The organism is Neptunitalea lumnitzerae (assembly GCF_027924185.1).
Classification (GTDB): Bacteria; Bacteroidota; Bacteroidia; order Flavobacteriales; family Flavobacteriaceae; genus Neptunitalea; species Neptunitalea lumnitzerae.
Genome location: NZ_BRVO01000001.1, coordinates 595,152 through 619,399, shown reverse-complemented (window position 1 = coordinate 619,399; position 24,248 = coordinate 595,152). Strand labels below are relative to the sequence as shown.

At 31.9% G+C, this 24,248-nt stretch carries 22 protein-coding genes and 1 tRNA gene; 13 read left to right on the top strand and 10 right to left on the bottom strand.

Annotation, left to right across the window (positions count from 1 at the left end; genetic code table 11):
- The first annotated feature begins 48 nt into the window (after positions 1 to 48).
- Genes Y10_RS02780 through Y10_RS02770 form a run of 3 tightly spaced genes read left to right on the top strand, consistent with a single transcriptional unit; the run spans position 49 to position 2,966 of the window.
- Positions 49 to 1,671: a S41 family peptidase gene (locus tag Y10_RS02780; protein ID WP_281763840.1), complete on the top strand. Its 1,623-nt coding sequence runs from the start codon at positions 49 to 51 to the stop codon at positions 1,669 to 1,671.
- A 6-nt stretch (positions 1,672 to 1,677) separates the two neighbouring features.
- Positions 1,678 to 2,187, top strand: a complete 510-nt coding sequence (locus Y10_RS02775; RefSeq protein WP_281763839.1) for a GNAT family N-acetyltransferase — start codon at positions 1,678 to 1,680, stop codon at positions 2,185 to 2,187.
- Positions 2,187 to 2,966, top strand: a complete 780-nt coding sequence (locus Y10_RS02770) for a LuxR C-terminal-related transcriptional regulator (protein ID WP_281763838.1) — start codon at positions 2,187 to 2,189, stop codon at positions 2,964 to 2,966. The genes Y10_RS02775 and Y10_RS02770 overlap by 1 nt, the downstream gene beginning before the upstream one ends.
- Positions 2,967 to 3,166: 200 nt before the next feature.
- Here Y10_RS02770 and Y10_RS02765 read toward each other — a convergent pair whose 3' ends face one another.
- From Y10_RS02765 to Y10_RS02740, 6 genes are all read right to left on the bottom strand, one after another.
- A complete protein-coding gene (locus Y10_RS02765) occupies positions 3,167 to 5,554 on the bottom strand; it encodes an outer membrane beta-barrel family protein (protein WP_281763837.1) in 2,388 nt (795 codons plus the stop codon).
- A 133-nt stretch (positions 5,555 to 5,687) separates the two neighbouring features.
- Entirely contained in the window at positions 5,688 to 6,131 is a 444-nt protein-coding gene (locus Y10_RS02760; protein ID WP_281763836.1) for a GNAT family N-acetyltransferase, read from the bottom strand.
- A 24-nt stretch (positions 6,132 to 6,155) separates the two neighbouring features.
- Positions 6,156 to 7,085: a cation diffusion facilitator family transporter gene (locus Y10_RS02755; RefSeq protein ID WP_281763835.1), complete on the bottom strand. Its 930-nt coding sequence runs from the start codon at positions 7,083 to 7,085 to the stop codon at positions 6,156 to 6,158.
- A gap of 78 nt (positions 7,086 to 7,163) precedes the next feature.
- The gene (locus tag Y10_RS02750; RefSeq protein ID WP_281763834.1) at positions 7,164 to 7,583 is read right to left on the bottom strand and encodes a Fur family transcriptional regulator; all 420 of its coding nucleotides are present in this window, start codon (positions 7,581 to 7,583) and stop codon (positions 7,164 to 7,166) included.
- Between the two features lie 3 nt (positions 7,584 to 7,586).
- Positions 7,587 to 8,015 (bottom strand): ribose 5-phosphate isomerase B, encoded by a 429-nt coding sequence (gene rpiB, locus Y10_RS02745; RefSeq protein WP_281763833.1) that lies wholly within the window; start codon positions 8,013 to 8,015, stop codon positions 7,587 to 7,589.
- Between the two features lie 685 nt (positions 8,016 to 8,700).
- The gene (locus Y10_RS02740; protein WP_281763832.1) at positions 8,701 to 8,883 is read right to left on the bottom strand and encodes a hypothetical protein; all 183 of its coding nucleotides are present in this window, start codon (positions 8,881 to 8,883) and stop codon (positions 8,701 to 8,703) included.
- 214 nt (positions 8,884 to 9,097) lie between these two features.
- Between Y10_RS02740 and rnr the strand changes: the two genes are divergently transcribed.
- From rnr to Y10_RS02725, 3 genes are all read left to right on the top strand, one after another.
- Complete coding sequence (rnr, locus tag Y10_RS02735; protein WP_281763831.1) at positions 9,098 to 11,293, top strand: ribonuclease R; 2,196 nt, start codon at positions 9,098 to 9,100, stop codon at positions 11,291 to 11,293.
- A gap of 102 nt (positions 11,294 to 11,395) precedes the next feature.
- Positions 11,396 to 12,073 carry a head GIN domain-containing protein gene (locus tag Y10_RS02730; protein ID WP_281763830.1) on the top strand — a complete coding sequence of 226 codons (678 nt, stop codon included), beginning with the start codon at positions 11,396 to 11,398 and terminating at the stop codon, positions 12,071 to 12,073.
- Between the two features lie 141 nt (positions 12,074 to 12,214).
- Positions 12,215 to 12,937 carry a LysE family translocator gene (locus tag Y10_RS02725; protein WP_281763829.1) on the top strand — a complete coding sequence of 241 codons (723 nt, stop codon included), beginning with the start codon at positions 12,215 to 12,217 and terminating at the stop codon, positions 12,935 to 12,937.
- Between the two features lie 63 nt (positions 12,938 to 13,000).
- Here Y10_RS02725 and Y10_RS02720 read toward each other — a convergent pair.
- Both Y10_RS02720 and folB read right to left on the bottom strand, forming a co-directional pair.
- Positions 13,001 to 13,071 (bottom strand) — tRNA-Cys (locus Y10_RS02720).
- 152 nt (positions 13,072 to 13,223) lie between these two features.
- Positions 13,224 to 13,583, bottom strand: a complete 360-nt coding sequence (gene folB, locus Y10_RS02715) for a dihydroneopterin aldolase (RefSeq protein WP_281763828.1) — start codon at positions 13,581 to 13,583, stop codon at positions 13,224 to 13,226.
- A gap of 117 nt (positions 13,584 to 13,700) precedes the next feature.
- Here folB and Y10_RS02710 point away from each other — a divergent pair, with 117 nt between their 5' ends.
- The 4 genes from Y10_RS02710 (at position 13,701) to Y10_RS02695 (ending at position 16,504) form a co-directional block, all read left to right on the top strand.
- The gene (locus Y10_RS02710; RefSeq protein ID WP_281763827.1) at positions 13,701 to 15,383 is read left to right on the top strand and encodes a glutamine--tRNA ligase/YqeY domain fusion protein; all 1,683 of its coding nucleotides are present in this window, start codon (positions 13,701 to 13,703) and stop codon (positions 15,381 to 15,383) included.
- A 154-nt stretch (positions 15,384 to 15,537) separates the two neighbouring features.
- On the top strand, positions 15,538 to 15,909 hold the full coding sequence (locus tag Y10_RS02705) for a YtxH domain-containing protein (RefSeq protein WP_281763826.1): 372 nt from the start codon (positions 15,538 to 15,540) through the stop codon (positions 15,907 to 15,909).
- 18 nt (positions 15,910 to 15,927) lie between these two features.
- Positions 15,928 to 16,293: a phage holin family protein gene (locus Y10_RS02700; RefSeq protein WP_281763825.1), complete on the top strand. Its 366-nt coding sequence runs from the start codon at positions 15,928 to 15,930 to the stop codon at positions 16,291 to 16,293.
- Positions 16,294 to 16,306: 13 nt separating this feature from the next.
- Positions 16,307 to 16,504, top strand: a complete 198-nt coding sequence (locus Y10_RS02695) for a DUF6327 family protein (protein ID WP_281763824.1) — start codon at positions 16,307 to 16,309, stop codon at positions 16,502 to 16,504.
- Between the two features lie 120 nt (positions 16,505 to 16,624).
- On the opposite strand, the gene Y10_RS02690 is transcribed toward Y10_RS02695, so the two are convergent.
- Both Y10_RS02690 and gltX read right to left on the bottom strand, forming a co-directional pair.
- Positions 16,625 to 17,566 carry an SPFH domain-containing protein gene (locus Y10_RS02690; RefSeq protein ID WP_281763823.1) on the bottom strand — a complete coding sequence of 314 codons (942 nt, stop codon included), beginning with the start codon at positions 17,564 to 17,566 and terminating at the stop codon, positions 16,625 to 16,627.
- 128 nt (positions 17,567 to 17,694) lie between these two features.
- Positions 17,695 to 19,212 carry a glutamate--tRNA ligase gene (gltX, locus tag Y10_RS02685; protein ID WP_281763822.1) on the bottom strand — a complete coding sequence of 506 codons (1,518 nt, stop codon included), beginning with the start codon at positions 19,210 to 19,212 and terminating at the stop codon, positions 17,695 to 17,697.
- 113 nt (positions 19,213 to 19,325) lie between these two features.
- Here gltX and Y10_RS02680 point away from each other — a divergent pair, with 113 nt between their 5' ends.
- The 3 genes from Y10_RS02680 to ybeY all read left to right on the top strand — a co-directional run bounded on the left by Y10_RS02680 (position 19,326) and on the right by ybeY (position 24,178).
- The gene (locus tag Y10_RS02680) at positions 19,326 to 20,345 is read left to right on the top strand and encodes an energy transducer TonB (RefSeq protein ID WP_281763821.1); all 1,020 of its coding nucleotides are present in this window, start codon (positions 19,326 to 19,328) and stop codon (positions 20,343 to 20,345) included.
- A gap of 67 nt (positions 20,346 to 20,412) precedes the next feature.
- Positions 20,413 to 23,766, top strand: a complete 3,354-nt coding sequence (locus tag Y10_RS02675) for a DUF4175 family protein (RefSeq protein ID WP_281763820.1) — start codon at positions 20,413 to 20,415, stop codon at positions 23,764 to 23,766.
- Positions 23,759 to 24,178: an rRNA maturation RNase YbeY gene (gene ybeY, locus Y10_RS02670; protein ID WP_281763819.1), complete on the top strand. Its 420-nt coding sequence runs from the start codon at positions 23,759 to 23,761 to the stop codon at positions 24,176 to 24,178. Before Y10_RS02675 ends, ybeY begins: the two co-directional genes overlap by 8 nt.
- The last annotated feature ends 70 nt before the right edge of the window (positions 24,179 to 24,248 follow it).

Below are 24,248 nucleotides of genomic sequence, written 5' to 3'. Positions count from 1 at the left end.
AAAGTTTTTATAAATTAGCTAGCGAACCCACATCTAAAACCAAATTGTATGAAGAAGAAGATTATCATCTGCTGTGCGGCTGTAGTTTTATTATTTGTAGGTACCTCTTTTAAAAACGATTTTTTTGAAATCTCTAAACAGATTGAGATCTTCACTACACTGTTCAAAGAACTGAATATGAACTATGTAGATGATACCAACCCTGGCGAATTAATGGATACCGCCATTAAAAGTATGTTGGAAGATCTTGACCCTTATACCAACTTTTTAAATGAACAAGATGTTGCCAATTACCGCATTAACCAAAGTGGAGAATACAGCGGAATAGGTGCTAGTATTCGTACATTTGAGAATAAATTAATTATTATTGAGCCTTATAAAGGCTATCCGGCAGATGTAGCAGGGCTAAAAGCAGGAGATGAAATTGTTAAAATTGATGACATAGTAATTAAAGATTTTAATGATAATGCTGGTGACTTACTTAAAGGAGCTCCCAACTCTACCATACAAATAACTTATAAAAGACAAGGAGAACAATTTACTACCGAGGTTAAGCGACAAGGAATTGAAATTGATGCCGTACCGTTTTACGGAAAAATAGATGAAACCACCGGTTATATTGTTTTAGAACGTTTTAATAACAAAGCCTCTAAACAAGTAAAAGAAGCCTTAGAAGATTTAAAAGGGCAGGGGGTTAATAAACTAGTTTTAGACCTACGTAACAACCCTGGTGGTTTACTAAGAGAAGCCATTGATATTTGTAATTTGTTTGTAGATAAAGACGAGGTTATTGTAACCACACAATCTAAAGTTAAAAAGTTCAATCAAACCTATAAGACCAAGAAAAAACCTGTAGATACCGAAATTCCGTTGGTGGTTTTAGTAAATGGGCGCAGTGCATCGGCTAGTGAAATTGTATCGGGTGCATTACAAGATTTAGATAGGGCAGTGGTTATAGGCGACAGAAGTTTTGGTAAAGGTTTAGTACAACGCCCCTTAAAGTTATCTTACGGTACCCAATTAAAAGTAACCATATCTCGTTATTACACGCCTAGCGGACGTTGTATACAAGCATTAGACTACTGGCATAGAGATGCCAACAATAACGCTGTAAGAACGCAGGAAAAAGACTTTAATGCTTTTCAAACCAAAAATGGCAGAACTGTTTATGATGGTGGTGGTATTATGCCCGATATTCAGGTAGCATCAGCGAAAAATAGTGACTTCACTAAGTCTTTAATCAACGATTATGTGATATTTGACTATGTGAATGACTATTACTACAACAATACTGTAAAAAGTGCTGCCGACTTTGAATTTTCTGATGGCGACTATAATAGATTTAAAAGGTTTGTATTGAAAAGTGATTTTAACTTTGAAACAGAAACGGAGAAAAAGCTTAAAAACTTACTTACTAAGAATGAGCTAGAAGCGTTAGGAAACGATGTTAAAATATCTTACCAGAACCTTCTTTCTACGTTAGAAAATAATAAAGAACAAGCATTAGACACTTATAAAACGGAAATAAGACATGCTATAGAAAATGATATTATTAAACATTATTTCTATAAAGAAGGTCTGTATACCTATAACTTAACTCATGATGAGTCTGTAGTTATAGCTACGAAACTTTTGAAAGATTCCCCTAAATATAATTCTATTCTTCAGTAACATCTAATGAATATTGAAATTGAAGAAGTATTAGAAGATAACATATCTCTAATACACGAAATGGCACATGAAGTTTGGCCAGAAACGTTTAAGAACATTTTAAGCAATGAACAAATAGCATATATGATGAACATGATGTACAGCATAGAAGCGTTAAAAAATCAGCTTAAAAATAATTGCAGATTTCTGGTAGCACAACAGCAACAAAAAAATGTTGGCTTTGCATCTTTTGAGGTAGGTTATATGAATAACCCAAACTGTACTAAACTTCATAAAATTTACATTTTAACACAATATCAGCGTTCTGGATTTGGAAAACTGCTTATAAAAGAAATAGAAAAAATTGCTAAAGATAATGTTTGTACAACGTTGTCATTAAATGTAAACAGGTACAACACTGCTGCTATAGCAGCCTATGAAAAATTATCTTTTAAAGTAACTAAGCAAGAGGATATTAATATAGGTAACGGGTATCTAATGGAAGATTTTGTTATGGAAAAAAGCTTACTTAGTTAATGAATACCAAAGAATTAATAGATAGTTATTCAAAACTATTTCAAAAATACGATGTTAAACCTAATGATAAAATTCGCGAATCCGTAGAACGGATGAAGCAAATAGATCAGATGGTTCCTCCAATAGAATCGTTTTTTGCCTTAGTGAATTTACCTGCTCATAAATTTGAATTTATGAGTAAAAATTTTGAGCACAATTTAGGATACTCCCTTAAAGAATTGCATGATAATGGTAGCATATTATTCCTATTATCTAAAATGCATTTAGCAGATGCTCCTATTTGGTTAAAAGCGGCAGAAGAACTAATGCAGTTTATAATTACTAAAGTTCCGGTAGAGAAAAGAAGTAAAATATCTATTTCTTACAACTTTAGAATTATGAAGAAAAATGGAACTTATGTAAATATACTAGAACATATTTCGCCTTTACTATTTGATGAAAACAATGTACCTATAGTAGGCACTGCTTTCTATACCTTAAATGGTTCTGAGCATGAATACCCTATTATAGGTTCTGTAAAATACCTGAACGAAAAGAACGGATACGAAACACTATTTTATAAAAATTTCTCATCAAAATCTATTGAAAATAAACTGACTAATAGAGAAATTGATATTATAAGACAGTTAGCGCTGGGTAAAACAAGTAAAGAAATTGGAGATACTTTATTTATAAGCTCACATACGGTTGATAAACACCGCAGAAACCTCTTAAAAAAGATGAATTTTAAGTCTACTGGTGAAACCATTCAATACTTTAAAGACAACTTTTTGCTATAAACTATATACTCAGTTAAAAGACCACTATAGCAGTGTTTAATCTCGATTATCGAGTAAAAATACTCAAATTGAGTATTTGATGGTATTTATGAAACAAATATATTTGCTATACGATTGGGTTTTTTATGGGGTTAAAAAATCTTTTATCTAACTAAAAATTAGGGTTAACACCTGGGCTTTGCTCAGGTGTTTTTTTATTTTTAATGCTGATTATCAAAAGTATAACTCACTTTTAGGGTTACATACGGACTAAAATCCATTTTACTATAATTGGTAAAATCTGTACCTGTAGTAACGGTTCTAAACACTCTAGTATTAAAAATATTGTCTCCAGATAGGTTTATACTCCAAGTATCATCTAAAAACGATTTATTGATGCCTATTGAAGTGTACCAAGAAGCCTTAGAAGTACTTTGTGCATCTTTATAATCACCATAGAAATAAGAATTAGATTGTACACTAAACGTATCGTTTATAGTAAATGTATTGTTCCAAGAAAGGGTATAGTTAAAAAATTCTTGTATATAATCTAGATCATTAAAAGCTACCTTTAATTTATAATTATACAACGTTATACTAAGGTTAGTTTTCCACCATTTAGTAGGTGCTATATTTCCCATAAATTCTACACCTGTGCTATATGCATTACCTACATTTTCAGGAGTACTTATTAATATACCATCACCAAAATTGTAATTATAAGAACTTTGTAAACCTTCACTCATTCTATGGTACAATTGTACACTTAAGTAATCTGTATCTGTCCAGTTTCTTTTATAAGCAAGCTCGTAAGCATTTACATAGGTAGGTTTTATATTAGCATTGCCTTGGTAATAAGAGGTAACACTATTGTACTGAATTACTGGAACCAAACTAAAATAGTTAGGTCTTCTAATTCTACGGCTATAACTAGCCGTTAATTGAGTTTTATCATTCATATTATAAAGCACATGCATGTTAGGAAAAAGCTTTGTGCGTGTATAAGATGCAGGTATATACTGTGCTGTATTAGTATTATCTATATAAGCGTAATTTGAAGTGGTATGCTCATTTTCTAATCGTAAACCTAACTTATATTCAAACTTATGAAACTTACTGCTAAAGTTTGAAAAACCAGCGTACACTACTCTTGAAAAGTCAATTACTTGTTCAGATCTCTGATCAGAAAAGGGAACTAGCGCTCCGTTTTCATCATAGGTTCCGTTTTCTGTACCTATGGCAGGTATATCATCTAAATTAACCTCGGCACCAATATTAAAAATAGAATTTTCAGAAAAAGGTACTTCATAAATTAATTTACCGCCCAATAATACTTCATTATCCTCATAATTAGTAGAACCTAAGTTTACGGTTTCATTTGCATATATTTTACTATCAACAGATTGCTCTTCGTACGGTCTTACATAATTAGAAAAATCGGTATTAAAGGTTAATTTATGGCTTTTATCCTCGTTAAAAAAGTGATTATATGCTACCTCAGCACCGTAATAACCATACTTATTTTTATATCTACTAACCAAATCATAATACTCTTCATCTACAAGATTATGTGCTGCATCGTACGTATTTGACTGTACCCAACCATCACTTAAATTAAAATTCTGATTTTTAATAGGCTCATAATTTAAGGCCACATCTATATAATCATTCGGGGTTATATCATAATTAAAACCTGCTTCTACCACTAACCGTTTAAAACCGTTATCTTGAGATTCTTCAAGATTGGTTTGGTACATCAATCCGTTATCTTGGGTTTGCTGGTCTATGGTATAGTCAATCTTATTCCAATATCTTTTTCCGCCATTAATATTTATATACCACCCACTTTTTTCAGTTTTCTTATCTATAGAAGCAAAACCAAAATAAGAACCTAGGGTAGAAGTGCTACCTGTAACATTAATAGCATACCCTTCTAGCCTTGTTTTTTTTAATATAATTTGAATAATACCTGCAGTACCTTCTGCACTAAATTCAGCAGACGGATTAGTAATTATCTCTATTTTATCTATTTGATCGGCAGGAATTTGTTGCAACTTTTGCGTGCCATTAGGCACTGGATGCCCATTTATGTAAACCTTAAAAGTACCATCTCCGCGGTAAGTTACTTCTCCGTTAATATCTATTTGAATAGAAGGTACATTTTTAAGTAAATCTACCGCTATGCTGGCCTGCGGAAAACTAGAAGCATTAATAACCTGTCTGTCTACCTTATATTCTATAGCTGCTTTAGAAGATGTTACAACTACTTCTTCTAAATTTTCTAAACGTTCTTCTAAATACAATATTCCTAAATCTGTCTGCTTACTATTAACTACTACCTCCTTTTGTAAACTACTAAAGCCCATAAAATTAGCAGTTAATTGGTAGGTACCATATGGTACACTCTCTAAAACAAAAAATCCGTTATCATCTGTAATGGTTCCTAAGTTTAACGTATCAGCGGTAGAAATTTTTAACAGAGCTATCTCTGCATAGGGTATAGTTTCATTGGTTTGTTTGGCTAATATGGTACCTTTCAGAACTGATTTTTGACCATATATAACTGTAGTACTTACAAATAAAAAGAGTAAGATATAAATTTTTTTCATAGTAATTTTCTTTCTTTTAAAGATTGAGAAAATTATGAAATGTTACAGTTTATACCAATACAATAATGGTGGGTATGATAAATGTTAGGTTTAAAGGTAGTATATAGTAAGTGAGTTACTTTTATAGTGATACTTATGGCTCATATATCATTCCTATATGCGGAATTCCATCTTCTAAATAACCTTCTCCTACTTGGGTAAAGCCATGAGATTGGTAGAATTTTTTTAAATATTCTTGGGCAGAAATTTTTACTTTTTTCTCGTGTAACGAGTTTAAAATAAACGTTAGTGACGCTTTCATAATATCGTGTCCGTACCCATAAGTACGTTGGTTTTGTTGTACTACAACTCTACCAATACTAGCATTTTCAAAATAATCGCCAGGTTTAAATATTCGTGTATAGGCAATCACTTTACCTTCTTTAACACCTAGTAAGTGAAAAGCCTTTTGATCCTTTTCGTCTATATCTTGATACACACAATCTTGCTCTACTACAAAAACTTCGCTACGCAGTCTTAAAAGGTCATAAAGCTCATGAATTGTAAGCTCTTCAAAAGATTTAATATAGATGTTCATAACTCTTATTTAGGGCTAAAATACTTAATCTTGTACAATAAAATCTTTGATATCTTCCTTTTTATACTCTGGTTGAATATTAATATGGTTAATACCAAACTTATCATCTAAAACAGCTTCTATTTTATGAAGTAAGGTATCAAATTCTAATAGTGTTATATTCTCATCACAATCTAAATGAGCTTCTAGGTGTAATTCATCTTCATTCAAATGCCATACATGAATATGATGTAACTTTTTAACACCTTCTATTTTATGTACTTCACGTACCAATTCTTTAATATCTATTTCATCTGGAGTAAAGAGCATTAAAATTTTGGTAGCATTTTTTAATAAATCCCATCCTACAAAAATTAAGTATATGGCTATGGCAAAAGTTAATACGCTATCTATCCAATATACTTCAAAATACTTCATTACCAAGCCACCAATAAGTACTGCTACACTAGCAAGCATATCTGTTAATAAATGAATATAAGCCGACTTCATATTCATATTACCTTTAGAAGATTCTTTTAATAACAGTACACTAAAGCCATTTGCGGCAATTCCTAAAACTGCCATCCATATTACAATACCAGATTTAATAGGTACTGGTTCTACAAAACGTTCTATAGCTTCCTTTACCAAATAAATAGCCACTAAAATTAAGGTAGCAGCATTTACAAAAGCCGCCATTATTTCAGCTCTCTTATAACCAAAAGTACGGTTATTAGAGGCTTTCCGTTTAGACAATCTTCTAGCTACATAACTGATAATTAATGATACTACATCACTAAAGTTGTGCAACGCATCTGAAATTAACGATAAACTACCAGATATTAACCCACCTATTACTTGAGATACTGTAATAAGTATGTTTAATAAAATAGAAATCATTAAATTTTTTCCATGAAGATCATGCTCATGATGATGATGATGACCTATACCGTGGTGGTGGTGATTATGAGACATACTATGTAACCTTTTCTTTATTATAGCTTGCTTAAGGTACTAACCAAAAGCATTAACGTTACAAAGGTACATCAAAGGTTATGCAATTGCATTGCATTTATCACAAATACCATGAATAAGATATTCTTGTTCTTGCAATTTAAAATGTTCCGGAAGTTGAATTTGAGGTAATAAAATATGGCTTAAACAAATGGTACTATCGCACTTATTACAATGAAAATGAGGATGTTTATCTGTATGAACCTCTGCAGTACAAGTTTTGCACAATGCATATTTAGTAAGGGTAGCCTCCCTTATACTATGTACTACACCAAACTCTTCAAACGTTTTTAAGCTTCTGAAAATGGTAGATTTATCGGCGTTAGGTAGCGCCTCTTCAACCTGATTTAAAGAAACAGCCTCTTCACATGAAAACAAATACTGCAACACGAGTAAACGCATTGCAGTAGGTTTTATGTTCTTATTTTTTAGAAAAAGTTCTTCTTTCTGTAAAGCCATTTATTAACAAGGTATTTTAGCAATTCTAGTAGCATGTCTGCCACCTTCAAACTCAGTATTTAAAAAGGTCTTAACCATTTCAACTGCTTGTTGTATAGAGGTATAACGTGCTGGTATGCTTAATATGTTGGCATCGTTATGTTGGCGTGCCAGCTCGGCAATCTCTTTGGTCCAACACAAAGCAGCACGTATCCCAGCATGTTTATTAACAGTCATAGAAATACCATTACCACTACCACAAATTACAATACCAAAATCTACAGCACCTGTTTCCACATCGGTAGCAACAGGATGACCAAAATCTGCATAGTCCACACTATCAGCAGTATCGGTTCCGTAATTAGTAACCTCAATGTTCTCAGATGTAAGATAATCAACAATTGCCTTCTTATATTCAGGACCTGCATGATCATTACCTATAGCAATTTTCATAATATTTATATTTAAATTGATTAGTACCGATACAAATTTACAAAATACCTTGGGCTTATATTTATATTGAACCACATTAAAATGTAGTTATACACAGTTTAGCACTTTATAAATCAACCAATTAAATGGTTATAAACAACTGATAAAATTTCTTTTTACAATTACTTAAAATTCAATTAGTTATAACTTTACATGAATTGTTGAAAACTAGTTGTAAAAAACTACTAAAATTATTTTGATGTTAACTGAATATATTCCTATTGTAAACTATTTTGAATTTGTCAAGTAAATTTTTTAAATATTTATCCAAAGTTATCATCAATGTCAACAACCATTATTAACAGCTATCAACACCTAAAAATATTAAAAATTTAGCCCTGTTAATAATTATAAACAGTTGTTGATAAAGGTTAAAAAGCAATTGAAAATTAAACGTTTAGAATGTAAATTTAATGTTAATTACTGTAGAAGTACTTTTAATAACAGAAAAAAAAAACATTTATTAAAAAAAATATACCGCTATTAACACACCATTATAATCACAATTATTTTTAAAATTTTAAAGAAAGAAAAAAAGAGATATATAATATATGTTGATAACAAATGTGTTTAAGAAAATGAAAATAGTTTTGATTAGAAATTGATATGCTATGAAAGAATGATAATTTTGTAATTGAAATGTATGTTATACAGAAAGTGTATCTTCTTGTATGTAGTATTGGAAGGAAGTAGCCTTAGGAGTATGTTTTATTTTGATCATTACCTTTTCTTGCTGTTGAAAAGATTTATCTATGGTAATAACAAAGTATATAAGACCTGTTAAAAACAGACCTATAAAGAATACTATGACTATGTAAATTTTTCTCATATACTTAATAGACGTTAAAACTTTCTTATTATTACATTTTTTTTAATAAAATTTTAACTTTTATTTTTTTTAGGTTGGTAAAAGGTGTTTCAAAGGTTTACTTTGTAATAGATTTTTGTTGGTTACCTAATTAAAATTTAAAACAGGCTTAAATTATTTAATATCAATTATCGATTAAAATATTTGTACATTATAGCCAATTAGAAAATTGTTTATGTCAAGAAAGAAAAAAAGAGCGGAGAAGCATAAGAAGAATGAAATTACTAAAGGCATATTTACCGTTTTAGAAAAGAATCCTAATCAACTGTTTAACTACAAACAGATAGCTGCTAAGCTAGATATTACAGATACTTCAGGAAGAAATTTATTGATTAAAAAATTGGTTCAGCTGAAAGAAAGTAAGCGTATTGAAGAACCAGAACGTGGTAAATATAGAGCCATTCCTAACTTAAATTATTTTACAGGTATTGTAGATGTTACTGGAAAAGGTAATGCTTATGTTATTTGTGATGATTTAGAACAGGATGTATTTATACCTGCCAATATGTTGAACAAAGCATTGCATGGCGATGAAGTAGAGGTATATGTATTCCCTAAAAGAAGAAATAGTAAAAAGCTTGAAGGTGAGATTACTAAAATTATTCAGCGTAAGAAAATACATTTTGTAGGTATTGTACAAATGCATCCAAACTTTGCTTTTGTGGTGCCAACAGACTTTAGAATGTATACCGATATTTTTGTTACCAAGAATAAATTAGGTACTGCAGAAAATGGTGATAAAGTTATTGTAGAAATTAATGATTGGCCAGAAAAAGCTGATTCACCATACGGTAAGGTAATTGAAGTACTGGGTAAACCAGGCGAACATAATACCGAAATGCATGCTATTTTAGCAGAATATGGGTTACCTTATGATTTTCCTTTAGAGGTAGAACATTATGCTAACCAGTTAGATACCAGTATTAAAGAAGAAGAAATTGCGAAACGTAGAGATATGCGTAAAACACTTACGTTTACCATAGATCCTAAAGATGCCAAAGACTTTGATGATGCCTTATCTTTTGAAAAATTAGAGAATGGACATTTTGAAGTAGGTATTCATATTGCAGATGTTTCGCATTATGTACAACCCGGAACCATTTTAGATGATGAAGCTTATAACCGAGCTACATCGGTATATTTAGTAGATAGGGTAGTGCCTATGTTACCAGAAGTGTTATCTAACAATGCATGTTCGTTACGCCCACATGAAGAAAAGTATACTTTTTCTGCTGTGTTTGAACTAAATGAGAAAGCAGAAGTGGTAAGTCAGTGGTTTGGTAGAACGGCTACTTATTCAGACAGACGCTTTGCGTATGAAGAAGCACAACACATTATAGAAACTAAGGAACATATAATACCTGAACAGCTTTCTTTAACCGGAGAAGCTTATGAGGTAGAAGCCCCTATTGTAGAAGCTATTTTAACCTTAGATGCTTTAGCCAAAAAAATGAGAACCAAACGTATGAGTCATGGTGCTATTTCTTTTGATAAAGTAGAGGTAAAGTTTAACTTGAATGAAGAAAGCGAGCCCGTAGGAGTGTATTTTAAAGAGGCTAAAGACGCTAACAAGTTAATTGAGGAGTTCATGTTACTTGCTAATAGAAAAGTGGCAGAATTTGTTTCTAAACAAGAAAAAACGTTTGTGTATCGTGTACATGATGAACCAGATGATGAGAAGCTAATGCTTTTACAAGGTGTTATCTCAAGATTTGGTTATAGCTTGAACATGAAAAATAGAAAAACCATTACTTCATCTTTAAATAGTTTGTTACATGATGTACAAGGTAAAAAAGAACAAAACCTTGTAGATACTATGGCTATTAGAAGTATGAGTAAGGCAAAATATACTACCGATAATATTGGGCATTATGGGTTAGCATTTGATTATTACAGTCATTTTACATCGCCTATTAGACGTTACCCAGATGTGATGGCACACCGTTTATTACAATTGTATTTAGATGGAGGTGCTTCAGCAAAAGAAGAGGAATATGAAGATAAGTGTAGGCATTCTTCTGATATGGAAAGTTTAGCTGCTAATGCCGAAAGAGATTCCATTAAGTATATGCAGATTAAGTTTATGGAAGATCATAAAGATCAGCAGTTCTTAGGTGTTATATCGGGCGTTACAGAATGGGGTATTTATGTAGAAATTATTGAGAATAAGTGTGAAGGGATGATTCGTATTAGAGATATAGATGATGATTACTATACCTTTGATGAGAAACAATTTGCTATTGTAGGCGAAGTAACAAAAAATGTTTATCAGTTAGGAGATGAAGTGGTTGTTAAAGTGAAATCTACCGATTTAATGAAACGCCATTTAGACTTTGATTTAATAGGAAGTAAGGAACAGGTATTAGGTTGATTTGAAATGTTTTATAGTTTTTAACTATCCTTTAAGGGGTACTTAACTGTAACATTTTTTAAAAATTGCCATCTTTATACCTGTAACCAATGTTGTTAAATTATGAGAAATACAATTGTAACACTTTTTATAGTAATGTTAGCTGCGGTAGGTTTTGCCCAGAATGATATTACAAAAGAATTAGGAGAATTTTCAGAAGTAAAAGCCTTTGATGGAATTTCTGTAAAGTTGATTAATAGTACCGAGAACAAGGCCATTATTAAAGGAAAAAATAAAAACGATGTAGAAATTGTTAATAAAAATGGTAAGCTAAAAGTACGTATGGATATTAGTGAAGCCTTTGATGGGTATAACACTTTTGTAGAGCTTTACCATAGTTCTCCAATTTATTTGATAGATGCTAATGAACAAGCGTTTATTGAAAATGTAGATCCTTCGGAGGTTACTGAGATTATATTAAGAGCTCAAGAAGGTGGTGAAATTAGTGTGTATTTAAATGTAGAGCGTGTAGAAATTAAGGCCGTTACTGGTGGTAATATTGAAACTAGAGGTACTGCTAATACACAAGATGTTACCATAAATACCGGAGGTGAGTACGATGGTAAAGATTTAAATACTAAACAAAGTTATGTGAGTGTTAGTGCTGGTGGAGAGGCTGTTATTTATGCTACTGAGTATGTTGAAGCTGAAGTTAGAGCCGGTGGTGATATTGATGTGTACGGTGATCCGAAAGTGATTGATAAAAAGACGTTTTTAGGAGGACGAATTAAAGAATATTAATATGAAATACATTTATTAATTTACAGTTAATAGCAACATGAAAGCATTATAATTTTAAAATTGTAATGCTTTTTTTTCTTTATTCGTTATTTTTGAAGTGATAAAAGAGTTGTAAGGCTCATAATTTGATAAATTGAGAGAATGTTACAGGATGTTTTTGCGGCTATTCCTTTAGGGTGGTTACTTGCTTTTACAATTGGACCTATTTTTTTTCTAGTAATAGAAACCAGTGTTAGTAAAGGTTTTAGAGCTGCCATGACGCTTGACTTAGGAGCTGCTACAGGAGATGTATTTTTTATTTTAGTGGCCTATTTTAGTACTTCAAAATTATTAGAGAGAATTAAAGACGATCCATTTCTATTTATATTTGGTGGTCTGATTATGATGTGCTACGGTGTTTTTAGTTATATAAAAGAGAAAAGAGATTATAATAAAAAGTTAGACGAAGAATATGAAGTTGGAGATTTACCAAGAAGTAATTATTTAGCTTTCTTTTTCAAAGGGTTTTTACTTAATTTCATAAATATTGGGGTGTTAGGATTTTGGTTGGTAATTATACTTTCTTTTGGTCCTAAGTTAGATATGCAGCCCAATAGAATACTTATCTTTTTTGCTACTATTATTATTACTTATTTGGTAACAGATGCTATTAAAATTATACTAGCTAAACAATTAAAAAACAAACTTACTCCAAGCTTAATACATAAACTAAAGCGTATTATTAGTGTAATTATAGTGGTATGCGGATGTTTTTTAATGTTTCAAGGTATTTTTCCAAATGAAAAGAAATACTTAGAAAAGAAGTTAGAGTTTCATCAAGGTACAAAAGAAGATGTACAACCGGAATTACGAGAAGCAGAATAAATAATTAGTTATTATTTATAATAAAAAAAAAGCGTTGAAATTAATCAACGCTTTTTCTTTTTGAGGCATCGAGCGGATTCGAACCGCTGTACATGGTTTTGCAGACCACTGCCTAGCCACTCGGCCACGATGCCCTTTCAGGAGCGCAAATCTACTAAATTATTTTTTATTAACAAGTATATTCAGTTTATAAAAATGTTCATTTTACTTGTTTGTTTACATTTCTAGTAGCAATAACTTTGATTATTAACCATCTAACGTAATAAGTTAAAGAAGCAGTTTGCTACTAAGTACGTTGTAAACTCATCTCAATAGTTACCATTTCTACATTTCCGCCAATTGGAGGGTTTATTTTAGATACTGCAACGGTAGCTTCTTCAGCAATAGCAATTTCGTCAAATATTCGGTTTATAATACGCTTAGCAACATGCTCTAATAGTTTAGACCGCACCATCATTTCTTCTTTAACTATTTTGTTTATATGTACATAATCTACCGTATCTGCTAATTCATCTGAATCTGCAGAGGGTTGTAAATTAGCTTTAACAGTAACATCTACACGGTAGTTACTACCTATTTTACTTTCCTCTGTTAAGCAGCCATGGTAGGCATATAATTTTATATTGGTAACCCTTATAATTCCCATAATAGTGTTTGTAAAAATGCAAATGTACATATTACGTAATTATAAGTGCATTGTTTGATTGTTTGTTATTAGTAATTTCTATTTTTGTAGCTATAATGTAATTCATTGTAAATACGTATGTCAGAAGAAAAGAAGTCGCTCAATTTTATAGAGCATATTATAGAAGAGGATTTAAGAAATGGATTTAACAATGAGGAATTACGTTTCCGTTTTCCTCCAGAACCAAATGGATATTTACATATTGGTCATGCTAGTTCCATCTGTTTAAATTTTGGATTAGGTTTGCGTTATAAAGCTCCTGTAAATTTACGTTTTGATGATACCAACCCGGAGAAAGAAGAACAAGAATTTGTAGATGCTATTAAACGTGATGTAGCTTGGCTTGGTTTTGAATGGAACCATGAATGCTATGCCTCTGATTATTTCCCACAATTGTATTTATGGGCAATAGAATTTATTAAGCAGGGGAAAGCCTATGTAGATTCTCAGTCTTCTGAACAAATGGCAGAACAGAAAGGTACACCTACCGTACCTGGTACAGATAGCCCGTATAGAAATAGAAGTGTAGAGGAGAATCTTGAACTATTTGAACGCATGAAGAATGGCGATTTTGAAGCTGGTACGCATGTATTAAGAGCTAAAATAGATATGGCTTCTTCAAATATGTTAATGAGAGACCCTATTATGTATAGAATTATGCATAAGTACCACCATAGAACTGCTAATAATTGGTGTATTTACCCAATGTATGATTGGGCACATGGGGAAAGTGATTATATAGAGCAAGTATCGCACTCTTTCTGTACACTTGAGTTTGCTATGCACAGAGAGTTGTATGATTGGTTTTTAGACCAGGTAAGAGATTCAGATAAAGTACGCCCTAAACAGCGTGAGTTTGCCAGACGTAATTTAAGCCATACTATTGTAAGTAAGCGTAAGTTATTAAAGCTTGTACAAGAAGGACATGTAACTGCTTGGGATGATCCTAGAATGCCTACTATTTCAGGATTGAGAAGACGTGGTTATACCCCTACATCTATTAGAAATTTTGCAGATACTATTGGTATTGCTAAAAGAGAAAATTTAATTGATGTTTCTTTATTAGAATACTGTGTTCGTGAAGATTTAAATAAATCGGCACACCGTGTTATGGGTGTTTTAGATCCGGTTAAAGTGGTTATTACTAATTATCCGGAGGGTCAAGAAGAATGGTTAGATGCAGAGAATAACCCTGAGGAAGAAGTAATGACCTATAGAAAGGTTCCTTTCTCTCGTGAAATTTATATTGAAAGAGAAGATTTTAGAGAAGAAGCTAACCGTAAGTTCTTTAGATTAAAGTTAGGTGGTGAAGTAAGACTTAAGAATGCCTATATAATTAAAGCAGAAAGCTGTGTTAAAGATGAAGAGGGTAATATTACCGAAATTCATTGTACGTATGATGAAGATAGTAGAAGTGGTAGTGGTACTGAGGCTAGTATGCGTAAAGTTAAAGGAACACTACATTGGGTTTCTATAAACCATGCTGTTGAATCTGAAGTAAGAATTTATGATAGATTGTTTACAAATGAGGCACCAGATTCTCATAAAGAGAAGGATTTCTTAGAGTTTATAAATCCTGATTCTTTAAAAGTAGTTACTGGTTATGTAGAACCTAGCTTAAAAGATGCTAAGGAAGGCGAGACTTTCCAATTTCAACGTTTAGGGTATTTCTGTGTAGACAGAGATTCTAATGCTGATAATTTGGTATTTAATAAAACTGTTGGTTTGCGTGATACTTGGGCAAAATTGGCAGATAAATAGTATTTTTTCAATCAAAATAAATCAAAAGCACCCAAAATGGGTGCTTTTTTTATTTGTTAATGTATTATCAATTAACTGGTTATTAACAGTATTTTCCTATTAAAAAAACTAATTTTAGTCAAAAGAAAATTAATAAACCAAAAAAAAAATTGTTATGAATAAGACAGGAAGTACTATAGTTGCATTAGCTGCTGGGGCAGCATTAGGAGCCACATTCGGAATTTTATTTGCACCTGATAAAGGAGATAAAACAAGAAAATTAATTAAAGATAAAGCTCTTGAAACGAAAGATGATATTGCTTTAAAGGTTTCTAAACTTGCAGAAGAATTATCGCATACAGCTGATGCCAAAAAACAAGACTTTGAAACAAAATTAGAAGATGTTGTTTCTAATATGAGTTATAAAGCTGAGGATGTAATTAATGCTATGGAAAAGAAATTAGAAGCGTTAAAAGAAAAAAATGCTAAACTTCAAAAAGGGCATCATGCAGCACCAGTAGAAGTAGAAGCTAATGTAAATGTATAAGTTAGGTAACCAACCAAAATGATTGACGAATTAAAAGATAATGTTAATGAGGTAAATGAGAATACTCAAAAGTATATGAATGCGAGTATAGCTTATTATAAGTTAAAAGCATTTAAGCTATTAACATTAAGTATTACCTCATTATCTAAACTACTAGTAACTGGTTTTATACTGGTTATAGGTATTATATTTATTTCATTTGCGGTTTCTAAGGGTATTGGTAGTTTATTAGACAATGAATTCTTAGGATTTTTAATTGTAGGTGTGTTTTACATCATAGTGGCGTTAATATTCCACTACAATAAGAAATTCATGGAAAGAAAGATACTGGAAGAATTTTCAGCTAACTTTTTTGATGAATTAAAAGATATGGATGAAAAATAAATACCCTGTGCCTATGAGAGTTTATAAGAGTTTTGAAGAAATAGACAATGATTTAGCTATACGTAAACTTGAGAAAGATATAGCTTATGAAAAGATAAAACTGAATGTTACAAAAGCTAAGGATCAATTTCATCCTATTAATTTACTAGGTGGTATTCCTGGTATAATTAAGAAGTTTTTGATATCGTTATTAATTAAAAAAATATTATAAGAGTACACAAAATAGTTTAGTTTGAGTAAATAAATTGGTTAGTTTAAATTAAAAAACCCTTAACGATGCATTGCATGTTAAGGGTTTTTTGTTTGATAGTATTACGAACTATTTTACTAGTTATTTAGTATCATTTTTAGAAGCGTCTTTAGCTATTTGTTGTTGTTTCATAGCTTCGCTCATTTGGTTACTTGCTGTAAAAGAGGCTACCATGTTGTTTAGCATATCACTACCAGCTTGCGGGCTGTTAGGTAATAAGATAAGGTTACTGTTAGTTTCTTCACCAATAGCTTGTAAGGTATCGTAATGTTGGGTAACTACAATTAAAGCTGAAGCTTCTTGAGAGCTTATACCAACACGGTTTAGTACTTCTACAGATTCTTCTAACCCACGAGCAATTTCTCTACGTTGGTCTGCTATACCTTGTCCTTGTAAGCGTTTGCTTTCTGCTTCTGCTCTTGCTTTTTCAACAATTAAGATACGTTGAGCATCTCCTTCAAACTGTGCAGCTGTTTTTTGGCGTTCTGCGGCATTAATTCTGTTCATAGCCTCCTTCACCTGAGAGTCAGGGTCAATGTCCGTTACAAGCGTTTTAATGATGTCAAAACCGTATTCTATCATTGCATCTTGTAATTCAGCTTTTACTGCAATAGCAATATCATCTTTTTTAACAAACACGTTGTCTAATTTCATTTTAGGTACTTCTGCACGTACAACGTCAAATACGTACGATGTAATTTGGTCATGCGGATACTCTAATTTGTAAAAAGCCTCGTATACTTTTTCTTTAATAACCACATATTGTACAGATACTTTTAAACGTACAAATACGTCATCTAATGTTTTTGTTTCTACAATAACATCAAGTTGTTGAATTTTTAAACTTACTCTACCTGCAATACGCTGAAAAATGGGTATTTTAAATTGTAAACCAGAATGTCTTATGCTACTGAATTTACCAAATGTTTCTACAATTACTGCAGTTTGTTGTTTCACGGTAAAGAATGCACCAAATGCAATTAGTAATGCAATACCAATTAAAAGAAAAGGAAAAAATGCCATTATGTATGTATTTATTGAGTTATGATTAAATTGAATAATCGAATGAAACGAAGTTATACAATATTAGTCGTAATTTATACATAATGTTACAGTATAAAAAAAGCCACTTAAGTAAGTGGCTTTTAAAATTATAAAGTGTCTATTGCTTTTTGTATGCGTAATAAGGTTTCTTCTTTTCCTAATAGCTCTACAATATCAAATACATGAGGACCTTTCATAGCACCTACTAATGATAAGCGTAGCGGAGGCATCACTTGTCCAAATCCGTACCCTTTTTCTTGTAACCAGTTCTTAACAACGGTTTCTGTATTTGTAGAAGTAAACTCTTCTATACCGCTTACAATGGCTATAAGCTCTTTCATAATTTCAGGAGTTTGTTCCTTCCATTGTTTTTTAGAAGCTTTAGCATCATATTCAGTAGGCGTAACAAAAAAGTAATCAGACAGTTCCCAAAGATCTGTTATAAAATTAGCACGTTCTTTCACTAAGCTAACTACTTTGGTTACAGTTTCTAAGTTACTAGTTGTATGTGATTGTACTATTGGTAAAAACAAGGTTGCTATTTCAGCATCATCTTTCTCCTGTAAATATTGATGGTTGAACCATTTGTTCTTTTCCGGGTCAAATTTAGCTCCAGATTTATTCACTCTAGACAAATCAAAAGCAGCTATTAATTCTTCTAATGAAAATAGTTCTTTATCGGTACCATCATTCCAACCTAAAAGGGCTAAGAAATTTACAACAGCTTCTGGAAAATACCCTTGTTCTCTATATCCCATAGAAAAACTATCTGCAGTTTTCCAATCTAAAGGAAATACAGGGAAACCTAATTTATCACCGTCACGTTTACTTAATTTACCTTTTCCTACAGGTTTCATTATCAATGGTAAATGTGCAAATTCTGGTGCATCCCAACCAAATGCTTCATATAAAGCAATGTGTAACGGTAAAGAAGGTAACCACTCTTCGCCACGTATCACATGAGAGGTTTCCATTAAATGATCGTCTACAATATTTGCTAGGTGATAGGTAGGTAATCCGTCTTGTTTAAATAACACCTTATCATCTAATAAGGCTCTTTTAAAACTAACATTACCACGTATTAAATCTGTAGCTTCTATGGTTTCAGCATCCGTAGTTGCATCATACATTTTAAAACGGATTACAAATGGGTCTCCTTTTGCTAGTCGCGTATTCAATTCTTCTTCGGTTAAGTTGATAGAAGTATCTAATGTTCCACGATTTTCCCAGTTGTAGATAAACGTTTTCCCTGCTGCTTCAGCTGTAGCACGTTGTTTATCTAAGTCTTCAGCAGAATCAAAGGCATAGTAGGCTTTACCAGCAGCTACTAATTCATCTGCATATTGTTTGTATACATCTTTACGTTCACTTTGTCTGTAAGGACCAAATTTTTCGTTAACTCCTACGGTTTCGTCAGGTGCAATTCCTAACCATTCTAAAGCCTCAAAAATATATGCTTCAGCACCTTCAACAAATCGGTTTTGGTCGGTATCTTCTATTCTTACGTAAAATGTACCGTTATTTTTTTTAGCAAATAAATAGTTGAATAATGCTGTACGTACACCACCAATGTGTAATGGCCCTGTTGGGCTAGGTGCAAAACGTACTCTTACGGGTTTAGTCATTGTGAATATTTTTAAAGGCACAAAAGTACAAAGATTTTAAGTTTAGATGTTAACAACCTGTTTATATAATAATATATTGTAATTTTATAAGTTATAAAAACCAATAAGTAAGAATGAAACACATTAGTTTATGCGTGTATTTATGCATGCTATTAACAGGATTTGAAAGTTTTTCACAAAAGTTTGTAGGTGAGGTACAGTATTTGAAGATGGATAAGAACCAAGAAACAACTAAATTACCCATTTACAAAAGAGTTTTTGCTGATAAAGCAGTGAATAAAACGGTAACTTTTAAAGATTTTTACATAGCTATAGGTAATGATTATTTAGAATGTGAAGGTACTGTTGATAAGCGTGGACGTTATATAGATACATTAAAAACCTATTACCGAAATGGTAATTTAAAAGAATGGATTTTTTATGAGTCTGGTATGAAACAAGGAAGGTATGAACAATTTTATGAAGAGGGTCCTTTAAAAAAAGTTGGCTTTTATGTAGATGACCAGAAAGAGGGTACGTTTACCAGTTATCATGAGAATGGTTTGGTTTCTGGAACTTATGTGATGAAAGAAGACAAATTTGTGAAGCAAATGAGTGCTTTTTTGGAAAATGGGGATCCTTCTAAAAAAGTGTATCATTTAGATGAAACTAGAGATTCAATTGTATTTTTCAAAAATGTTGGAGAAATTCAGTTTGTTAGGGTAGATGGTTTTAACAACACGTACAAGGAAAAATTTTATTATGATAGTGGTGCTGTAAGTTGGATTTATTACCATGATGAAAATGATAAGTTAATTAGAAGTGAAGGTTTTGATGAAAAGGGGAGTAGTTATAAATCGCCTATAGAAATAGATAAAAAGGATTTTAAAAGTGCACTTGACGAGCATGTGAAAAATACATTTGCATATCCTGATTTCTTAAGAAACGCTAATTTGTCTTCTAGAACTTATGTGAATTTTACAATTTATCCTGATGGTACTGTGGAAGTACTTGATGCTACGTCAGATGCTCATCCTGGTTTTGAAGAAGAAGCAAAACGTATCATACGTTTGTTTAAGTATAAACCTTTTACGCTACGTAATGAATCTGAGAAAGTAACTTTTTCATACCCTATTGTTTTTAGATTAAATTAGATACATGGAATACTCAAGTTACAATACAATTAAGAATAAGCTAAATCAATTCATTCAAAAATTTTATATGAATGAGCTGATCAAGGGAATTATATTGTTTTTAGCTATTGGGTTGTGTTATTTTATTTTCACCCTATTAGTAGAGCATTTCTTGTGGTTATCTTCTACCGTAAGAATGATCTTGTTCTGGGTGTTTATTGGTGTAGAATTATTTTTGTTTGTTAAGTTTATTGGTATTCCAATTGCTTATTTGTTAAAGCTTAAAAGAGGAATTGATAATAACCAAGCCTCTAAATTAATAGGTGCCCATTTTACTGAAGTAGATGATAAGTTGGTGAACTTAGTACAATTGGCTGAAGATAAAAATACTTCTGAGTTATTATTAGCAAGTATAGATCAGAAGAGTATGGAGTTATCTCCCATACCTTTTCAGAGTGCTATTAATTTTAAATCGAGTTTTAAATATGCTAAATATTTACTCATTCCGGCAATTATTATTTTAATTATAGTTTCAATTGGTTCATTTAATTGGTTTACAGATAGTTATACTAGGGTAGTTAATTATTCTACGTATTATGAACCACCAGCACCATATTCCTTCAATATTTTGAATAAAACAATGAATGTTGAGGAGGGTAAACCCTATATGTTATCCGTAAAATTGATTGGGGATGTGTTGCCAGATAATGTAATAGTGAATTATGAGGGACAAGAGTATTTTATGAAGCGTACTTCGGTAGATATGTATGAGTATACTTTTACTGGATTAAAGAAGGATACTAATTTCTATTTAGAATCTAATGCTGTTGTTTCACGTGAATACAAATTGCATGTAGTAGCAGTACCAGTGGTTCTAAATTTTTCTATGAGTTTAGATTATCCAAGTTATACGGGTAAGGAAGATGAGGTAATTAAATCTACGGGTAATGCATTAATACCTGAAGGTACAAAGGTTTCTTGGAAATTAGAAACTACCGCTACTGATGAGGTTTTGTATAAGGATACGGATACAGTAATTTCATTTGAAAAGGATGGTACATCATTTCAGTTTCAGAAACAATTATTTCAGGATAGCAGGTATGAGCTGTCTACAAATAATGAAGCAGTAAAAACATATGAAAGCTTTAATTATAGTTTGAATGTTTTAAAAGATGAAAATCCTAGTATAAGAATAGAGTATGTGAAAGATAGTGCGGTGGTACCAACCTACGTTGTCAAAGGAAGTGTTACAGATGATTATGGTATTAGTAAAACCAATTTGGTGTATTATAATGTCAATAATCCTGATGATGTTCATAGAGTACAATTATCCGGTAATGTTGGTAATGTTACAGAATTTGTTTCCGTTTTTCCTGATACTATAAAATTAAGTCAGGGTACTAGTTATGAGTTTTATTATGAAACATATGATAACGATCCGTTTCATGGACACAAAAGAGCTACTTCTAAAGTTCTATCATATGATGCACTTTCAGATAATCAAATTAGTAATGAGTTATTAAAGAAACAGGAAAGTAATATTAAAAGTCTAGATGCTAAAGTTGAAAAGTCTAAGGAAAATTCTAAAGAGTTAGATCAAATTTCTCAATTGCAAAAAGAGAAGAAACAGCTTAGTTATAGTGATAAAGAAAAGGTTCAAAATTATTTACAAAAAGAACAGCAAGAGGCTAAAGATTTTGAAAAATTAACGCAAGAGTTAAAGGAAAATCTTGAAAAATTTAAGCAGGAAAATAACTTAGACAAAGAAACTGATAAGTATTTAGAAGAGCGTTTAGAACGCTTGCAAAAGAAAATGGAAGAGGAGCAGAAGATGCTTGAAGAAATGGAGAAATACTTAGATGAGTTGAGTAATGAAGAAATGTCTAAAAAACTTGAAGAGTTCAAAAAAGAGAAAAATAAAGCTAGCAGAGATACCAAGCAAATGCTTGAGTTAGTAAAGCGTTATTATGTAGCGCAAAAAACCGATATGCTAGGTAAGGAGTTGGAAGAATTAAGCAAAAAACAAGAAGCCTTATCTGAGAAAAGTAAGGATGAAAATACTATTGAAAAACAACAGGAGATTAATGAGGAGTTCGATAAATTAAGTAAAGAACTTGACGAACTTAAAAAAGAGAATGAAGGTTTAAAAAAACCTATGGATATCCCGGTAGATAAAAAAGACAGTGATGAAGTAAAAAAAGATCAACAAGAGGCTACAGAAAATCTTGAAAAGTCAGAATCTGATCCTAATACTGAAAAGCAGGATGGTGCTAGTAAGAGTGCTCAGAAGAAACAAAAAAGTGCTGCCCAGAAAATGAAAAAAATGAGTAGTGCTATGCAAGGTTCATTATCTAGCCCTGGTGGAGAGCAGATGCAGGAAGATATAGAAATGCTTAGACAGATATTAGATAATTTATTATTTGTGAGTGAAGAGCAAGAGTATATAGAAGCTCAATTATCTAAGTATGCAACTACATCGGGCGGGTTCTCTAAACATTTGATAAGACAACAGGAACTAAAAGTTATGTTTGAACATGTTGATGATAGTTTATTTGCCTTAGCTAGTAGACAGCCTATGATATCTGTTAAGATAAATGATGAGATTGAAGAGGTCTATTTCAATATGGATAAGAGTTTAGAAACCTTAGCAGAAAATAATATATATCAAGGATTAAGTAGTCAACAGTATTCGTTAACACACATTAATAACTTAGCCGATTTGCTAAGTGATGCTTTAAACAATATGCAAATGATGATGCAGATGCAAGCTAGTGGTTCGGGGCAAGGGAATATGCCATCACCTGGGCAACAGTTGCAAGATATGATTATGTCTCAGCAAGAAATGAATGCCAAAATGCAGGGACAAATGGGTGGTAAAGATGGAGAAGGAAAAGGTAAAGGTGAACAGAAAGAAGGAGAAGGAGAGAAGAAAGATGGTAAAGGTAAAAATGGTGAGAAACCTGGTAAAGAAGGTAAGCCTGGTGCTTCTGGTGAAAACGGTAATGGAGGTAATGGTGGTGGAGAGATGAGCCCGGAACAGGTATATGAAATATACAAGCAACAGCAATTGTTACGTCAGGAACTTGAAAAGCAGTTAGAAGGCAAGCTTACGCAAGAACAACGAAAGAATACTCAGAATACTATTAGACAAATGGAGAATGTAGAAGAGGAGTTGTTAACCAGAGGTATTACTGAATCGGTCTTTAAGAAGATGAAGATGATAGAGCAGCAGTTAATAAAATTAGAAAACGCTGCCTTTGAGCAGGGACAAAAAGAGGAACGTGAGAGCAATACGAATACCCGTGATTATAATGGGAACAATGAAAATATTGAACGCTTAAAAGAATATTTTGAGCAGGTTGAAATATTAAATAGACAAGTATTACCTTTGCGCCAATTTTATAAAGAAAAAGTAAATCAATATATTAAGTCAAATGATTAATTTTCATTCTGAATGTAGTTTTAAAATAAGTAATGAAGACACTTATTTTAAATGGATAGAAGCTATTATAGCTAGTGAGGATAAGTTGTTAGGAGAGGTGAATTATATCTTTTGTGATGATGAATATTTGCATAAAATTAATGTGGAATATTTGGACCACGATACCTTAACAGATATCATAAGTTTTGATTATACAGAGGGTGATATTATCTCTGGGGATATATTTATATCGGTGGAAAGAGTGGAAGATAATGCAAAGGATTTTGAGGTTGAATTTGATACAGAATTATTACGCGTAATGGCGCATGGTGTGTTACACTATTGTGGCTATAAAGATAAAGATGACGAGGCATCAGCTTTGATGCGTAGTAAAGAAGAGGAAAAAATTGCTATGTTTCACGTGGAACAGTAAGCATCTAAATTAAGAATTTAAGTTCCACGTGAAACATTTTCTAGGATGTTTTAAAATGGTGTTCCACGTG

Coding starts and splice junctions, on each gene's coding strand:
- Y10_RS02710 (WP_281763827.1), top strand. CDS start 13,701: ATGTCAGAAGAAAAGAAGTCGCTCAATTTTATAGAGCATATTATAGAA.
- Y10_RS02775 (WP_281763839.1), top strand. CDS start 1,678: ATGAATATTGAAATTGAAGAAGTATTAGAAGATAACATATCTCTAATA.
- Y10_RS02675 (WP_281763820.1), top strand. CDS start 20,413: ATGAATGAGCTGATCAAGGGAATTATATTGTTTTTAGCTATTGGGTTG.
- Y10_RS02765 (WP_281763837.1), bottom strand. CDS start 5,554: ATGAAAAAAATTTATATCTTACTCTTTTTATTTGTAAGTACTACAGTT.
- rnr (WP_281763831.1), top strand. CDS start 9,098: ATGTCAAGAAAGAAAAAAAGAGCGGAGAAGCATAAGAAGAATGAAATT.
- Y10_RS02770 (WP_281763838.1), top strand. CDS start 2,187: ATGAATACCAAAGAATTAATAGATAGTTATTCAAAACTATTTCAAAAA.
- Y10_RS02755 (WP_281763835.1), bottom strand. CDS start 7,085: ATGTCTCATAATCACCACCACCACGGTATAGGTCATCATCATCATCAT.
- Y10_RS02705 (WP_281763826.1), top strand. CDS start 15,538: ATGAATAAGACAGGAAGTACTATAGTTGCATTAGCTGCTGGGGCAGCA.
- ybeY (WP_281763819.1), top strand. CDS start 23,759: ATGATTAATTTTCATTCTGAATGTAGTTTTAAAATAAGTAATGAAGAC.
- rpiB (WP_281763833.1), bottom strand. CDS start 8,015: ATGAAAATTGCTATAGGTAATGATCATGCAGGTCCTGAATATAAGAAG.
- Y10_RS02750 (WP_281763834.1), bottom strand. CDS start 7,583: ATGGCTTTACAGAAAGAAGAACTTTTTCTAAAAAATAAGAACATAAAA.
- Y10_RS02780 (WP_281763840.1), top strand. CDS start 49: ATGAAGAAGAAGATTATCATCTGCTGTGCGGCTGTAGTTTTATTATTT.
- Y10_RS02740 (WP_281763832.1), bottom strand. CDS start 8,883: ATGAGAAAAATTTACATAGTCATAGTATTCTTTATAGGTCTGTTTTTA.
- Y10_RS02730 (WP_281763830.1), top strand. CDS start 11,396: ATGAGAAATACAATTGTAACACTTTTTATAGTAATGTTAGCTGCGGTA.
- folB (WP_281763828.1), bottom strand. CDS start 13,583: ATGGGAATTATAAGGGTTACCAATATAAAATTATATGCCTACCATGGC.
- Y10_RS02680 (WP_281763821.1), top strand. CDS start 19,326: ATGAAACACATTAGTTTATGCGTGTATTTATGCATGCTATTAACAGGA.
- Y10_RS02690 (WP_281763823.1), bottom strand. CDS start 17,566: ATGGCATTTTTTCCTTTTCTTTTAATTGGTATTGCATTACTAATTGCA.
- Y10_RS02695 (WP_281763824.1), top strand. CDS start 16,307: ATGAGAGTTTATAAGAGTTTTGAAGAAATAGACAATGATTTAGCTATA.
- Y10_RS02760 (WP_281763836.1), bottom strand. CDS start 6,131: ATGAACATCTATATTAAATCTTTTGAAGAGCTTACAATTCATGAGCTT.
- gltX (WP_281763822.1), bottom strand. CDS start 19,212: ATGACTAAACCCGTAAGAGTACGTTTTGCACCTAGCCCAACAGGGCCA.
- Y10_RS02700 (WP_281763825.1), top strand. CDS start 15,928: ATGATTGACGAATTAAAAGATAATGTTAATGAGGTAAATGAGAATACT.
- Y10_RS02725 (WP_281763829.1), top strand. CDS start 12,215: ATGTTACAGGATGTTTTTGCGGCTATTCCTTTAGGGTGGTTACTTGCT.